Annotated in this window: 13 protein-coding genes; 11 read left to right on the plus strand and 2 right to left on the minus strand. The window is 53.3% G+C overall.

Annotation, left to right across the window (positions count from 1 at the left end):
- Positions 1-384: 384 nt before the first annotated feature.
- Entirely contained in the window at positions 385-2883 is a 2499-nt protein-coding gene (locus AADB16_RS06950; RefSeq protein WP_410802251.1) for a penicillin acylase family protein, read from the minus strand.
- A gap of 265 nt (positions 2884-3148) precedes the next feature.
- Here AADB16_RS06950 and AADB16_RS06955 point away from each other — a divergent pair, with 265 nt between their 5' ends.
- From AADB16_RS06955 to AADB16_RS06970, 4 genes are all read left to right on the plus strand, one after another.
- A complete protein-coding gene (locus tag AADB16_RS06955) occupies positions 3149-4159 on the plus strand; it encodes a helix-turn-helix domain-containing protein (protein ID WP_410802253.1) in 1011 nt (336 codons plus the stop codon).
- 338 nt (positions 4160-4497) lie between these two features.
- Positions 4498-4677, plus strand: coding sequence for a hypothetical protein (locus AADB16_RS06960; RefSeq protein WP_298448659.1), 180 nt, complete (start codon positions 4498-4500; stop codon positions 4675-4677).
- 159 nt (positions 4678-4836) lie between these two features.
- Complete coding sequence (locus tag AADB16_RS06965; protein WP_410802255.1) at positions 4837-6318, plus strand: esterase/lipase family protein; 1482 nt, start codon at positions 4837-4839, stop codon at positions 6316-6318.
- Between the two features lie 107 nt (positions 6319-6425).
- On the plus strand, positions 6426-7124 hold the full coding sequence (locus AADB16_RS06970; protein ID WP_298448656.1) for a crotonase/enoyl-CoA hydratase family protein: 699 nt from the start codon (positions 6426-6428) through the stop codon (positions 7122-7124).
- A gap of 17 nt (positions 7125-7141) precedes the next feature.
- On the opposite strand, the gene AADB16_RS06975 is transcribed toward AADB16_RS06970, so the two are convergent.
- A complete protein-coding gene (locus AADB16_RS06975; protein ID WP_298448654.1) occupies positions 7142-7969 on the minus strand; it encodes a zinc-dependent peptidase in 828 nt (275 codons plus the stop codon).
- A 201-nt stretch (positions 7970-8170) separates the two neighbouring features.
- On the opposite strand from AADB16_RS06975, the gene AADB16_RS06980 reads away from it, so the two are divergent.
- The 7 genes from AADB16_RS06980 (at position 8171) to AADB16_RS07010 (ending at position 14883) form a co-directional block, all read left to right on the plus strand.
- Entirely contained in the window at positions 8171-8371 is a 201-nt protein-coding gene (locus AADB16_RS06980; protein WP_298448652.1) for a DUF1656 domain-containing protein, read from the plus strand.
- Between the two features lie 9 nt (positions 8372-8380).
- Positions 8381-9265 (plus strand): efflux RND transporter periplasmic adaptor subunit, encoded by an 885-nt coding sequence (locus tag AADB16_RS06985; protein ID WP_410802258.1) that lies wholly within the window; start codon positions 8381-8383, stop codon positions 9263-9265.
- Positions 9266-9269: 4 nt separating this feature from the next.
- Positions 9270-11342 (plus strand): FUSC family protein, encoded by a 2073-nt coding sequence (locus tag AADB16_RS06990; RefSeq protein WP_298448648.1) that lies wholly within the window; start codon positions 9270-9272, stop codon positions 11340-11342.
- Positions 11343-11365: 23 nt separating this feature from the next.
- Positions 11366-12397, plus strand: coding sequence for a threonine aldolase family protein (locus AADB16_RS06995; protein ID WP_410802260.1), 1032 nt, complete (start codon positions 11366-11368; stop codon positions 12395-12397).
- Between the two features lie 104 nt (positions 12398-12501).
- A complete protein-coding gene (locus AADB16_RS07000; protein WP_410802262.1) occupies positions 12502-13758 on the plus strand; it encodes a dicarboxylate/amino acid:cation symporter in 1257 nt (418 codons plus the stop codon).
- A 65-nt stretch (positions 13759-13823) separates the two neighbouring features.
- Complete coding sequence (locus AADB16_RS07005; protein ID WP_200202692.1) at positions 13824-14189, plus strand: thiol-disulfide oxidoreductase DCC family protein; 366 nt, start codon at positions 13824-13826, stop codon at positions 14187-14189.
- 19 nt (positions 14190-14208) lie between these two features.
- A complete protein-coding gene (locus tag AADB16_RS07010) occupies positions 14209-14883 on the plus strand; it encodes a hypothetical protein (protein ID WP_298448641.1) in 675 nt (224 codons plus the stop codon).
- Positions 14884-14898 lie beyond the last annotated feature (15 nt).

The following is a 14898-nucleotide window of genomic DNA, read 5'->3' on the forward strand; positions in this document are numbered from 1 at the left end:
TCGAGCATGAAAACGGCGTTAAATGCATCAAAGAAACGCCGAAGTCATATCGTGTCGAGAGATCTGACGGCAGTACAAGGCTGGTAAGGCAAGACTTGATTCGGAACTTAGAAGAGGTATCTGGCTACACATAACCAGGCCAGTCACGGCGACGCCTACTACATAAGGCTTCGCCTCCATTCCGTAGCCGCGCATGCTGGCGGACGCTATCCCCAAATCTGAATGTCCGCTTTGCGACCAAGCCGAGCTTCCCAAGTTTTTAAACAAAGGCGGGCATCCGAATCCGTCGCTTTTTCTGAACATTACTAAGGTCGCGGTGAATTAGAAAGTTGGGAGCAGATCAATACGAAGCGGCCCCGATAAACGGGGCCGCTCACGCCTGAATTACTCGCGCAGATTAACGGTTTCCACGACCGCTGCTGCGATGTCCTCCTCTTTAAAAAGAATCGGTCGCCACTCCAGGTCGCTGTATAGCTCCGTCTGGTCTTTGAAGTGTTCGGCCTCAGGATCGTGATCCTGGCTATAGCTGAGGAACATATCAGCCTTAGGGCCTTCAGCTGTGTACTGAAGCGCCATCACAAAGCTGGAACCATAGTTTATCCGGTAAGCCAATTCATCCTGGCCATCACCGTCTTCGTCCAGAGCGAACAGAGGGCTGTCTTCAGTTGGCTGCCCCGTCAGGGTGTTCGCCAGGTCTGACGTGCTTCGGGAACTCGCCTTGGTTTCGGCCATGTTGAACACGCCCTCAAACGAATAACCTCCGGAGACAGGAATAGGCTGCTCACCGTCAGCTTTCAGGACATACTGCAGCGAACCCAAAGAGGCATTCAGCGAAAGACTATTGTCCGTCAACCTTGTCGCCGCTGCCGCAAGGGCCTGGAGCACCGGATCATTAGTTGCGTCAACAGGATCGATCGGCGCCAGACCGGAAGGCGTCATTGCCGGCGCATCGGGATCAAAGCCCGAAGCAAACAGGTCGTCGTCCAATTCCCGATGGCTGGATACACGGAATGCTGCAAGGAACTCCCGCATCAGGTGTGCACCCGCGCTGTTGATATTGTAGCGGCCATCCCAGTTGATCAAGGCCTGACAGGCAGCGCTAAGATCAAATGCTGCGCTCTGATAGGTAACCGTCGGGTAAGTGGTGCAACGCTGGGTCAGAGCGTTTTTCCACTCACTACCGAACAGCGAACCATTGTGCGTCATCACACTCTTGAGTTCCTCCAGAGAGAAACGGCCGTCCGAACCGGCCAGCCCGGAACTGCTGGTGTCAGTGAGCAGCTTTGCATTGAAACGAGTGCGTGTGCTTCGAATGGTTTGTTCTGGCCCGTAAAGAATACTGAAACCTTCAAGTGGTTGCTCCAGGTTTGAGAGCCAGTGGCTGCTGTTGGCATTGAAGACATAGTCGTTGCGGGTCTGTTGCGGCGCCTTGCTGAAAGGGATCAACCCTGGCGACAAAGTTTCACCGGTATCCAGCCACTCAAAATTGGAACTGTTTCCGGGCAGCAGGACACTGCCGGCACCATCCTGCCAGATTGGCGCCAATTGCGGAGACTGCGACGCGGCCCGCCAGTATTGCTCGGCCTGTGGCGTGAGGTTGGGTACCAGCGTTCCATCAATATAATTGGCGGTACCTTCGCGGTCGATCATCAGGGTGTTTACCCAGGGAATGCCCTGATTTTCTTCAAATGCCTGGAAGAAAACCTCACGACTTTCAGCCTTGCCCATCGCAAGCCACTGATCCAGCATCCGGGTATTGCCGTGGTTGGCGTCCCGGAAGGCGACTGCCGAGCCCTCTGTCCAACCTAAAGCTGGCGATAAAGAAGCCAGATTAACGACTGGGCCATGGTGACTGAAATAGACTGTTTGACTGTAGTTAGCAAGGCTACCATCCGGCTGTTTCACCGGTATTTCCACGGTTTTGGTCGCCATATCACGGTAACCACCGTCGTATTCATAACGGGTTGCATCAGCCGGATCGAGTTCCAGTTGATACAGGGTAAATCGTTTGGATTGGGAGACTGTGTGAGTCCATCCCAGATTGTTATTAAAACCAATCACTACTGCCGGCAAACCAATCATCGTAACGCCGGTTACGTCCAGTTCGCCCGGAATGGTCAGGTGGTTTTGGTAAAAACGCAGCTCGCCATCCCAGGGGAAATGCGGGTTGCCCAGAAGCAGACTGTTGGCACCGTCGGTTTTTTCATTCCCCAGAGCCCAGCCATTGCTACCAATACCTTCCGAAGTAAACACTTTGGCAGGATCCAGCCGAACATTAAATGCGGCCGCCTTGGAAGTGGGGGGCCGCGCGACGGCGATCGCTTCGATAAAATTTCGGGCGCTGGCCAGCCCGGCAAGATCCAGCTGGTAGGCGAGCAAATCCTGAGCTGTTATCGGCTCAACCCAGTCCGCACCGCGGCAGGGTGACGGATAATCACCGGGGCCCTGACGTTCCGCCAGAGAGCGATTGAAGCCTGCTGCGTAACCCTTCAAAAGTTCGCTGGACGGAGGGGACAGTTCTTTGAATAATTCAGCAGCCTGGGCTGGATAATCAAGAGCTTTGTAGCCAACGTCCGTCAGCAGGTTTGCGTTCTGCTCGCCAGGCCCGAAGTAACGGGACTTTTGGGATTTCAGTTTGACCAGCTGTTCGGACAGTGTGCAGAGATTGTTTCTGGCATGATCATAACCAACACCGTATCCGAGAGAGCCATAATCATTTGCGGTAATGTGAGGCACACCATACTCGGTGTAACGGATATCAGCTTGATAGGACTGAGCCTGATCCGGTGATGACGAAGAACTTGCGTTATCCGACCCACCGTTGCAGCCTGATAAAATCACCGTGCCAAGTACAAGAAGGGCCGTGCCTGAGCGAATTTCCATAGAGGGGTCCTCGTTGTTTTTGTGTTTTTGCGAGGACTATTTAACGGCATCCGTCGGATCGGGTCGTCCGCATCGATAGATTCGATTACTTTTTTATTTAACGTTAAAAAACAATAGCCTGTGAGTTCGAATCGATCGATTCGTATATGGAGACGAGATGAATTACTGGACGGGTACCGTCGCACTGATATGCCTTTGCATCGGGGTCATCCTGCTTTTCGCCAGTTTGAGCTGGTTTGTAAACAGGCAGCAGGACAGGCTTCCAATGGCATACCTGCTTGCTCTGGTGTGCCTCGTTATCCTTCAGTCTCTGGAATTCATGTACCAGGCCAGCGATTTGATGGAACGGTTTCCGTTTTTTCTCAAGCTTTTCGACCCGCTTATCGTGATGATGCCTTTCTGTATCTTCGGCTATATTCGAGCCATTCAGGGCGATAACGCGTTAAACAAGGCCGGGGATTGGTGGCTACATGCCGCGCCGATGATTCTGGTCGCTGCCCTTGCGATACCTTTCTGGAGCATGCCGGGGGAACTCAAGGTTCACTGGATGTTTAAGGGCAGAATTGCTGAGTCGCTCTGGCAACCGATCACGCTTTATGGCAATTCCTATTTGGCCGTTATTGGTGCTTCCAGTCTATTTTATTGGTGGCTGCAACGAAAAAAGGGCATCAATACTCGCAAGGCAGCCGTGCGTGAATGGGTGGGACATCTCCAGCTCATCCAGTTAATTATTGCTGCCAGTTTGACCATCAGAATCCTTGTCTACTTTGTTTTTGGTGAGAGTTTTTCCGTTGCCTTTGTACTGGCACCGACCACTGCCTATCTTACCTACCTGCTGTTGACCCATGCTCATCCACCCATGCACATACAGCGAACCGCACCTGTCCCGTTGGCATCAAAGGAATCAGCCAAGCAAAACAATCCAACGCTTGTTGATGAGACCGACATAACACTTTTCAAAGAACTTGGTAATGCCATGGAAAGGGGGCTCTTCAGAGAGAGTGCACTAACCCTCAGGGTGCTCGCTGAGACCTGTGGCACCACGACTCATCAGGCATCGGCTGCCATCAATCTTTGTACCGGTTCGAATTTCTATGAGTGGATTAATGGATACCGCATTAAAGCGGCTTGCGAGGCATTGAAGGATACGCGCCATAGCGTTACCGAGATCTGTTACGAAGTGGGGTTCAACTCGAAATCAACATTCAACACTGCTTTTCGCAAACAAGTGGGCTGCACACCGACCCAATATCGCAAAAAACATTCGTCACAGTGAAGGTTGCGATACTACTGACTGCTCCAAAAAGTGCCTAGCAGATAGAACCAAACCTTAATCCTATATTAGTAACGCTCATTGTCAGACAAATCCGGAGAAGGGTTACGAACAATCGCCAGCGCTTTGTTGGTGTTCACGTGCCACATATAGTTAGTAAATCAGTCGACATGCAGTCTCCATCGAACCCTTTATTCAAGGTATCGCATAAGGTTACCCCAAATCCTAACGTTCGCTTTGCGACCAAAGCGCCCAACTCATGGTGCCAAACTGTGGTCAACTTATGATGTAATTGCCTGCACGCCGGTAGCTTCCCGGGCCGGAGTTTACGGAGAAATCCCATGGAAACGTTGTTGATAATTCTCGCTGTTCTGTTTGTGGCGCTTATCGTTATTTTGCCGCTCGTGGAAAAGTATGCACCGAAAGATGATGGCCAAAGCTACGGCAACCTGACGCGGTATATTTTCCCGTTGGTGGCGGTGTTGATTATTGCGCAGATTGTTCGCTACTACTTTTTTTAAGGAAGTTCGTGAAGGCAACACTCGTCAGCCTTTTTTACACATTATTCAGCCGCAGTGCGGCTTGCGGCTCGCAAGTTCTAGCCGCTAACGCATAAACAAGCTTCCGGAACGAATATCGCATGCATCAGTGCAGGATCAGCCTGAAAGGATGCACGACTCATGAGCCAGTTCCACCCCATCATTTACGTTCGTGGCTATGCCATGACCGCCAGCGAAATTGCCGATACTGTCTCCATGCCCTATATGGGCTTTAACCTGGGCGCCACCAAGGTGCGCCAGTCATGGGACGGAAGTGTTTACAAGCAGGTTTTCGAATCCCCGATGATGCGCCTGATGAAAGACTACGGTTATACAGATGCGTTTTCCGATGGCGCTGAGGTCGACCGGGACATCACCCCCAAAACCGTTGTTATCTACCGTTACTACGATCAGGCAGACAGGGACTTTGGCGAAGGCAAACCGCTGTCTATTCCCGCAGCGGCGCTGCAGTTGGGGGATTTGATTCTGAATATTCGTGATCAAATATGTGGTGACGACCAGAAGCTTAGGGCGGCATTCAGGGTAAATCTGGTGGCGCACTCCATGGGCGGCCTGGTGTGTCGGTGCCTATTGCAGAATGGTGGAATCAGTAGCCCCGCCGTTCGGCAGATGGTGGACAAGGTGTTTACCTATGCCACTCCACACAATGGCATTGAAATGGCCGGTATCAACGTGCCGGCGTTTCTCGGGCTTTGGGATATCAACAACTTCAACCGCGCCACCATGGCCGACTATTTGGGCTTTGACGGCAAGCCATCCAGGGTTGACTCCCTGGATGGCAAATTCGATCCGGATCGATTTTTCTGTTTGGTGGGAACAAACCAGCAAGACTATGGCGCCGCCAAAGGCGTATCCAAGTGGCTTGCGGGCAAGATGAGCGATGGACTGGTTGCGATCGAGAATGCGGCCGTTCAAGGTGCACCCAGAGCCTTTGTATATCGCAGCCACAGCGGCCCCTATGGCATTGTTAACTCTGAGGACGGGTATCAGAACCTGGTGCGGTTTCTGTTTGGGGATGTGCGCGTGGATGGGGTGATGGATGTGGAGTCCTTGCCACTGCCACCTTCAGTCGAAAAGGCCAGAAAGGAAGGTCGCCGGGTTCGTGCCTCTTATTATTTTGAAGCGACAGTGTCGCCCCGGGGGGCGCGCAGTTTTCGGCTGACGGAAAGGCGCAAGGAAACCTTCAGTGCGGTGTTGCGCAAGTTCGATGAGATGATGAAGCCACAGCAGGCAGGGTTGAATTCTGCTCGCTCCCCGGTATTGTTTTCTACCTTTCTTGATAGCTCGAAAATCACGGTTGACCGGGGGCGAACTATGGTTATGACCGTTGAGCTTGCCGTTTCCGCTACAGATTACTTTGTTGATGGAGCCCTTTGGACAGAGCACCGGGTGGAAGGAGAGTATCTTTACCGCGATACACTCACGCTTAAAATGACGCCAACCGAAGATGGCTGGAACCTGCGTTATGTCACCACGGATGAGCAGTGGAGCGAGCGCGGTGGCAGTAAGGCCGAGCAGGATGGCGACAGCTATCTGATCCCTTTGTCGTCAAAGAAAGGTTTCAAGGGCCAATTGCGGATGCAGCTCCGGCACAGAGGCTGATGAACCGGGCAATAAATGTGCTCAGAGTGAATAATGATTTGTGGCTGCAGGCATAAGCTGGCAAAGTTCTGCGAAATCAGACTAATCCCCACCAAGAGGAAACGCCGGTGACCGACTTAGTAAGCTACTCACTCAATGATGGTGTTGCGACCGTAGTGCTCAACAACGGCAAGGTAAATGCCCTGAGCCACGACGTGTTTGAACAGCTGCACAAAGCCCTTGATCAGGCAGAAGAGGATAAAGCAGTCGTTATCCTGACCGGACAGCCTGGTATTTTTTCCGGCGGCTACGATCTGAAAGAAATGCAAAAGGGCATGAAAGAAGCGGGTGCCCTGGTGACAGCGGGCTCAAAGTTCACCCGCCGTCTGGCGGCATTTCCATACCCCATTATTGGTGCTTGCAGTGGCCATGCCCTCGCCAAAGCAGCGTTTGTTCTGCTTTCTGTTGATTACCGTGTAGGTGTTGAGGGCAGCTTCAAGCTGGGCCTGAACGAAGTGGCCATCGGCATGACCATGCACCATGCAGGTATTGAGATTGCCCGCCACCGCCTGGCGCCAGCGCACTTTTACCGTTCGGTGATCAATGCCGAAATATACAACCCTGAAGGTGCTGTGGTTGCAGGATACCTGGATGAAGTGGTTGCACCGGACCAGCTGATGAACCGTGCGAACGAACTCGCCCAAGGCTTCCGTAAACTGAATATGAGAGCCCACGCCCAAACAAAAGTGAAAACCAAAGCAGGTTATCTTGAGTTGCTGGACCGCAGCATCGAGAAGGACGCGCAGAGCCTGGGCCTTAACGGTTAAAATTTCGCCGCGCAGGATCAGCTTGGCGCCAACGCTCCAGGATCGATTTTGTAGAAATCCCGTAGTAGGTCATACACTGCCGGCTGTTGTTCTTTCAGATGTTGCGGCTGCTGATAGAAGGTTTCTGTCAGCACCGCAAAGAACTCAGCTGGCTTTGTTGCGCCATAAGGATCAAGCCAGCTTGTGCTCCGATGCATCAGGGAGTGGCGAAGGTTGTCGTAAGCAATGGTCATAGTCTCCTGCCACTCTTTGGCCTGCTCGCCGCCAAGGGGCGGAGCACCATCTGCTGATCCATCCAGGTAATCAAGTTGATGGGCAAATTCGTGCAGAATCACATTGTGTTCGCTGCCAGCACGCATCGCCCCGTTTTCACATTCCGACCAAGCTAATACTACCTGCCCCAATGATGATGCTTCCCCGGCCCTGATCTGATCGCTTACGCCAACCACCATGCCATCGCGCTCTGATGTCTGCGCTCGGTATACATCCGGGTAAACAAGGATGCTGCGAACATCATCAAAGTCCCCATAAGATCGCTTCACCGTGAGAAGGCATGCGTGCCCCGCAATGGCTACGCGAACGCGATCGTCTACCTCAAATCCGTCGCACCCGTAAAAGTTCTTTTCGGCGATGAATAGCTGAACCTGATCCCTTAGGGCTTTCTGCAGTGGTGTTGGCAATTGGCGATACAGCGGTACCGTTGATTGAAGGTGTTTTCGCCAAGCTTTGGGGAAGGGCTGTTGCAGTTCTCGCTCGCGGCGCCAGGTGCGATAGAAGAACAGATAGAACACGGCCAGTGCGATGAAACCCACGGCGAATAGTGCAAATACAGAGGCTGACGACATTGTCTTGAACCTGCTTCGTGCGTATGTGCCGTCTGATTGCTGTAATCTCAAACCTGTAGTGTCGGATCAGAGCAAATTCAGGCTGCGGAAAAACTCTCGGATTGCTAGCATACGCTAGTTGGCGAAATGCTTAAATCGCACCTATCATCAAACACTTAATCGTAAAAATAACGATGGCACAGCGGCAGTAGCAGGGGTGACATGCTTCACGAAATGAGTCTTGGTGGAATGCTGTTCAGCCCCTTTGTGCTGCTGCTGCCCTTGGCGTTCATTATGGCGGCGATCACGCGGGGTGTTTTGCACTATATGGGCCTGCGTACCTACATCTGGAAGAAAGCCTGGTTTGATGTGGCGATGTTCGTCTGCTGGTTGGCTGCTATTGTTTATCTGTTCGCGAATTAAAGGGCACTCATGGGAAAGCTAGGGCGTATTGGACTGACATTGCTTGTGGTGGCTGCCGCGGTTGTTGCCGGAACCTGGGTGTGGGATCACTATCTCTATTCGCCCTGGACGCGGGACGGACGAATTCGTGCGGATATCATCACCATCGCTCCCGATGTGTCCGGCTGGGTAACCGAGTTGAGCGTTAAAAATAACCGGCTTGTGAATAAGGGTGATCCTCTGTTCACAATTGACGACACTCGTTACCGGGCAAAGTTTGCCGAGAGCAATGCGCGGCTTGCTCAGGAGCGAACGGGTTGGGACTTGGCCAGACATCAGCATGAGCGCAGACAGCGCATGGCTGATCTGCAGTCTATCAGTGAGGAAAGTCTGGAGGCTTACCGCATTCGCGCTGAGTCTGCGAAAGCCAGTTATCTGCTTGCCCAAGCGGAGCTCGATACGGCCAGGATCGATTTGGAGCGGACACAGGTGCTGGCGCCGGAGAGCGGCATTGTTAATAACCTTAGCCTGCGCCGGGGAAATTATGTATCCAGGGGGGAGGCGGTTTTATCGCTCATCAACAATGATTCCTTTTATGTGACTGGGTATTTTGAAGAAACCAAGTTGCAGCAGGTGCACGTAGGGCAAAAAGCTCGAATTACCCTGCTTTCGGGCGGAGAAAAACTGAGTGGTGAGGTGGTCAGTATTACCCGGGGAATTGCAGATTCAAACACCACGAGCGATAGCCTGATGTTGCCGAAGGTGCAGGCAGCGTTTAACTGGGTGCGGCTGGCTCAGCGCATACCTGTTGATATTGCACTTGATCCCTTCCCGGAAGATCTCAATATCAGTGCGGGCATGACGGTTTCCATTTATCTGGAAACAGACATGGAAAAAGCGCCGGACAAAGAGTAGTAACGTGGCATCCCTGGCGCTCCCGCAACTTGCGACACAGCTTTTTACCCCGAACAGGCACGCGGTAATATTCGCCCTGAAAGGGGTGATATCCATGGCGCTGGCGTTGTTCGTGTCTATGTATTTGCAGCTCGATCGACCCTACTGGGCAGTGGTGTCTGCTGTCTTCCTGCAGATTCGCCCCGAAAGCGGATTGGTGATTGAGAAAGCCCTTTGCCAGATCTCCGGTTCGGTGGTCGGTGGCGGTGCAGGGATTTTAATTCTGGCGTTGTTTATGCCGTATCCGCTGCTGGCGCTCGCCTGCCTCACCCTCTGGATAGGCCTTAACTCTGCAGCCTCCTCTATGGTGCATAACGCCAACTTTATCTACGCCTTTGCCATGTCCGGAATGACGGCTGGCCTTGTCGTAATTATGGTTGTGGCGGATCCCAATGCGAACGATGGCCGTGCGGTGTTTGATATTGCCCAGTCCCGTATAAGTGAAATCAGTGTGGGTGCCCTCTGTGCCATGTTGGTTAGCCGCCTGCTGTGGCCGGTCACAGTTAAGGAAAGCCTTCGCGACCATGCCCGGAATGTCATTAACAAAACCCTTGAATACCTCTCGCTGGAACTGGACCCGAATAGTACCCATGAACAGCGCCACCAGCATGCGGATCAGATCCTGGAAACGCTGATTGTGCTGAACGATGACTCCAGTGCAGTCGCCTACGAAGGCCCGGAAGGGCCGGGACGCAGCCGGGCTGCACATCTGTTGGTTAACAAGGTGATGTCGTTGCTCGCGGTCACACAGATAATGGGGCGCTTCCCCCGTAACCATCCGGAACTGGTGTCGCCTGCATTTGGTGTGTTGCTCAAAGATATGCGGATGCTCTTCATCGCTATTGCCGAGGCCCCCAGTTACGAAGAATCCTACAACCAGGCTCAGGAACTCAGGCGGGCGCTTTTGGAACACAAGGCAGCCTATGTAAACGAATCTGCCATCGTTATACGCCTCACCCAGACCGCAGTGGAGTTGGTGGCGGATCTGGTTATGGTGTTGCGGGCTTATAATGCGCTGGAGAATCGCGACCAGACCCTGCTCAAGGCGTCCAAGCTGAAAACCCACAGAGACCCCTTGATAGGCGTTGTAAATGGTTTCAGGACCGCCGTTGTGTTCGCAGTTGGGGCCGGGGTATGGATGAGCACAGGTAGCCCAGCGGCCATAATGCTGATGATCATGCCCGTTGTGTTTTCCATTGTGTTTGCCCGGTTTTCGCTGGCGGTGTTGATTAACATGCTGCGGCGCCTGTTGCTCAGTGTGGTGGTGGCTATTCCGGTGGCGTTGATTTACGGGTTGGGATTGCTTGCAAAAAGCAGTGGGGATTTCGAAATACTGGTGCTGGTGCTTGCCGGCCCATTTTTTATTGGTTTGCTGGCCCTTGCAGAGCGGCCGACCTTGCCCTATGGCCTGGGCATTTGTATCCCGCTCACACTGATCGTCCAGCCTGGAAACCACATGGCATTCAATGCTGACACAGCCACCAGTAATGCTCTGGGGTTGTTCGTGGGCATCAGTATTCTCTACTGGGTGTTCAAGCTGATCACCCCTCTGGATGGGCAGTTCATGCAACGGCGGCTGCTGAAGGCAACGGCCCGCGACCTTACCAGCATTGATTATCAGAGACGCCCGGAGAACTGGCTTAATGGGCGCATGGGCGAGCGCCTGTTGCGGCTGGCCAATTACGATCAGGGGTCGGGCAATCCAAACCGTCACATGACAGACTTGGGCTTCACCGGCCTGAACATTGGCCACATGTCCATTCGCCTGAGAAGGCGCATCGAGAACCATCGTAGTGCTGAGGTAGACGCAAAGCTCGCCGAGTGGCAGCAGGTACTTGCAGATACCTATCTGGTGAGTTCCCGAGGTAAAAAGAACCCTCGGTTTAGAGAGGTGAGTGCGGAGTTGTTGACGGCGATTCACGCCGCCAGAGAACCCGATGCACAAACTGCAACCGTTGAGGGCATGTTCGAGCGTATTGCGCTGACGTTTGAACGAACAGCGAAAGGCATTGCTGAAACCAAAAGCCAGAGCATATAACCACCCGATTGAGGAGTGTTGCCGTGTCACGGTCAGAACAGTTTGCCAGCGATAATTACAGTGGTGTTTGTCCGCAGGCCTGGAAAGCCATGGAGGCGGCAAACCGCGTAGACGAGCCAGCATACGGTGAAGACAGTTGGACACAGCGGGCGGCGGATGGCCTGCGGGCTTTGTTTGATACAGATTGTGATGTCTATTTTGTATTTAACGGTACGGCTGCCAACTCGCTGGCATTGGCGTCTATTGGGCAATCTTTCCATAGCGTGATCTGCCATGAGTTGGCGCACATTGAAACCGATGAATGTGGCGGGCCGGAGTACGCCTCCAATGGTGCCAAGCTCTTGCTGGGGCAGGGTGAAAACGGAAAGCTGACCCCTGAAAGCATTGAACACCTGGTGACCAAGCGCACGGATATTCATTACCCCAAACCCAAAGCGCTGAGCCTCACCCAAGCAACGGAAGTTGGCACAATCTATACCCCGGATGAGCTTCGGGAAATCCGCACGCTGGCGGATCAGTACAAGCTGAATATCCACATGGACGGTGCGCGCTTTGCGAATGCAGTGGCAGCGCTGGATGTGCATCCATCCGAAATCACGTGGAAAGCGGGTGTTGATGTGCTGTGTTTCTCCGGAACCAAGAATGGTTTGGCCCTTGGTGAAGCGGTGGTTTTCTTCAACAAGGCACTGGCCGAGGATTTTGAGTGGCGCTGCAAGCAGGCAGGGCAGCTGGCCTCCAAAATGCGGTATATCTCTGCGCCCTGGTGTGGTTTATTGGAGAATAACGTGTGGCTGGACAATGCCCGCCACGCGAATGCCAGTGCAAAAAGATTGGCTGACGGGTTGGCGGGGTTGCCGGGCATCACGCTCCGATACCCACGGCAAATAAACGGTGTTTTTGTGGAAATGCCCGAGCCTCTGCAGGCGGCTTTGCGGGCAAAAGGGTGGCGCTTTTATAACTTTATCGGCGGTTGCGCTCGTCTTATGTGTTCCTGGGCGACAACCTCGGCGGTGGTTGATCAGTTTTTGGCGGATGTTCGGCAGCTACAGAAATAGGCTTGCGGTTTACCTGTCGGATAATTTCCACCACAATCGGCGCCATCCCGGATCAGGACTCATATCATGCTGATGTACTCAACAACTTCACAGGGGGCTATCTGATGAGGGCCCTTTTTAACAAGTATCTGAATTCCTCCCTCATTCTTCGCGTAAGCATAGCGTTGGTGCTGGGCGTAGCGGTGGGTTTGATCGGTGGCCAGCAAGCGGCAGATTGGTTGGCGCCTTTCGGCGAGCTTCTGTTGCGACTGCTCAAGTTTCTTATTGTGCCTATTGTACTGTTTACGCTGATGGTTGGTATCAATCAGGCGAATATTGGAAGCATGGGCCGGGTTGGGCGGAAACTGTTCGGGTTTTACGTGATGACATCAGCCTTGGCCATTGTGGTCGGCTTGTTGGTGGCAACGCTTCTTGAGCCGGGAAGCGGCATTGCTCTGGACGAAAACGCTGAAGTAAACGTGCCGGACAACCCCGGGTTCGTGAGTGTGCTGCTGAGAATTGTGCCCGACAATATTTTCACGGCGTTTACTGAGCTGAACCTGTTGGGAATCATCTTCACTGCCATTGTGTTCGGTATTGCGCTGCTGAAGTTGCGAGAGAGTGAGGCTCATGCAGAGCTTGGCGAGCATCTTTTTAAAGTTGTCGAAGGGCTCAACGAGATCACCTTGAAGGTTATGGCTGGTGTACTTCAGTACGTTCCCATCGGTGTATTCGCGATTGTAGCCAAGACGGCAGGTGAGCAGGGTATGGCCACCATATTGGCGTTGGGCGACATGGTGATGGTGCTCTATATTGCGCTGGCTGTGCATCTGGTTGTTTACTGCATTTTGATGCGGTTTTATGGCGTGGGTATTCGCGAGTTCTTCCGTGCTGCTCGAACCCCTATGGCTACCGCGTTTGCCACTCAGAGCAGTTCCGGCACGCTGCCGCTGACGCTGGATGCTGCAAGAAGCCTGGGCATACCCAAGAGAATTTACGGCTTCAGTCTGCCGCTGGGTGCCACCATAAATATGGATGGGGCAGCAATCCGTATCGCGATTTCTGCGGTGTTTGCGGCCAATGTGGTGGGTATTCCACTGGACCTGGTGACCATGGCGGAGATTGTGCTTATTGGTACGCTTACATCCATAGGTACGGCGGGGGTGCCCGGCGCAGGAATTGTGATGATCGCGACGGTGTTTGCACAAGTTGGGCTGCCTATTGAAACAGTCGCACTCCTGGTATCTATTGACGCCCTGGTTGGCATGGGCGCGACCGGGCTGAACGTGACAGGAGACCTGGTGGGCACTGCAATTGTGGCGCGGAGCGAAAACAAGCACCAGGATGAACCGACTGCATCAGGAGCGGAGCCTGCCGCCTGAGCAAAACCAGGGCTGGTGGTGTGATAGAGTACCTTTCAGGCTTTCTTTATGACTGGAGGGCACTTATGAGTAAGTCGCAAAGTAAACTGATCGTTTTCTATGACGGCTCATGTCCCGTTTGTGTCAGGGATCGGCGCTGGTATGAAAAGCTGGCAGGAAGAACCGGAGACTCGGTTGAGTGGCTGGACATCACGGGCCGTGATGAAGAGCTGCGACAGCAGGGCGTAGATCCCTACAAGGCACTTCGCGAGCTGCACGTAAAAGATGATCAGGGTGAAATTCACCGTGAGATGGATGCCTACATACTGCTTATGTCGCGAGTTTTCTTGCTGAAACCTTTGGCATGGCTAATTTCCTTGCCCTTGATTCGGCCTACGCTGGCGAGGTTATATCATTCCTGGGTTGGGCGCCGTCTTGGTGAGCGCGCCTGAATCCTTTTCAGAGGTTTTTATGGCTCGCTTTGAGTTGCTAGGCACTGCGATTATTCCCGGAAAGGGCTCCGAGCTGCGACTTCTGCAGCGCAACGAAGAATTTTCTATCCGTATTGCCGGCAAGAGCGGCGAGCTTATGAACACCCGCTTGCACGGCTCCGAGGATGCGTTGGCCACACTGGCCTGCGAACGTATTGCAGATCATCCCGCACCAAAAGTGCTTATAGGTGGGCTTGGCATGGGGTTCACTCTTGCAGCCGCTTTAGAGTCTCTGGGCGATACCGCCGAAGTAACCGTTGCCGAGCTGGTGCCGGAGGTGGAGCAGTGGAACCTCGGCCCTTTGGGCAGTGCTTCTGGGTATCCGCTCAAAGACCCTCGTGCCAAGGTGCATATTGGTGATGTGGTGCAGCTTATCAAGGCTTCACCTGCCAGTTACGATGCCATCTTGCTGGATATCGACAATGGCCCTGAGGGATTGACGCGAAAAGAAAATGACTGGTTGTATTCAGCAGCTGGCATTGCCGCAGCACAAGAAGCACTGCGGCCGGAGGGAATTCTGGCTTATTGGTCAGCCGGGCAGGACCCTGCATTTACCGAGCGCCTGAAGCGCGCCGGGCTTTCGGCAGAGGCAGTAACCGTGCGCGCCCACCGCCCTGGCAAAGGCGCAAAACACGTTATCTGGCTTGCCTGGTAAGAGTTTGGGTGACGA

This window comes from Marinobacter sp. KMM 10035, from assembly GCF_046537445.1.
GTDB classification, from domain to species: Bacteria; Pseudomonadota; Gammaproteobacteria; order Pseudomonadales; family Oleiphilaceae; genus Marinobacter; species Marinobacter sediminicola.

Excerpts from the sequence above, each read along its gene's own strand:
- AADB16_RS06950 (WP_410802251.1), bottom strand. The coding sequence starts at position 2,883 with ATGGAAATTCGCTCAGGCACGGCCCTTCTTGTACTTGGCACGGTGATT.
- AADB16_RS06955 (WP_410802253.1), top strand. The coding sequence starts at position 3,149 with ATGGCATACCTGCTTGCTCTGGTGTGCCTCGTTATCCTTCAGTCTCTG.
- AADB16_RS06960 (WP_298448659.1), top strand. The coding sequence starts at position 4,498 with ATGGAAACGTTGTTGATAATTCTCGCTGTTCTGTTTGTGGCGCTTATC.
- AADB16_RS06965 (WP_410802255.1), top strand. The coding sequence starts at position 4,837 with ATGAGCCAGTTCCACCCCATCATTTACGTTCGTGGCTATGCCATGACC.
- AADB16_RS06975 (WP_298448654.1), bottom strand. The coding sequence starts at position 7,969 with ATGTCGTCAGCCTCTGTATTTGCACTATTCGCCGTGGGTTTCATCGCA.
- AADB16_RS06980 (WP_298448652.1), top strand. The coding sequence starts at position 8,171 with ATGCTTCACGAAATGAGTCTTGGTGGAATGCTGTTCAGCCCCTTTGTG.
- AADB16_RS06985 (WP_410802258.1), top strand. The coding sequence starts at position 8,381 with ATGGGAAAGCTAGGGCGTATTGGACTGACATTGCTTGTGGTGGCTGCC.
- AADB16_RS07000 (WP_410802262.1), top strand. The coding sequence starts at position 12,502 with ATGAGGGCCCTTTTTAACAAGTATCTGAATTCCTCCCTCATTCTTCGC.
- AADB16_RS07005 (WP_200202692.1), top strand. The coding sequence starts at position 13,824 with ATGAGTAAGTCGCAAAGTAAACTGATCGTTTTCTATGACGGCTCATGT.
- AADB16_RS07010 (WP_298448641.1), top strand. The coding sequence starts at position 14,209 with ATGGCTCGCTTTGAGTTGCTAGGCACTGCGATTATTCCCGGAAAGGGC.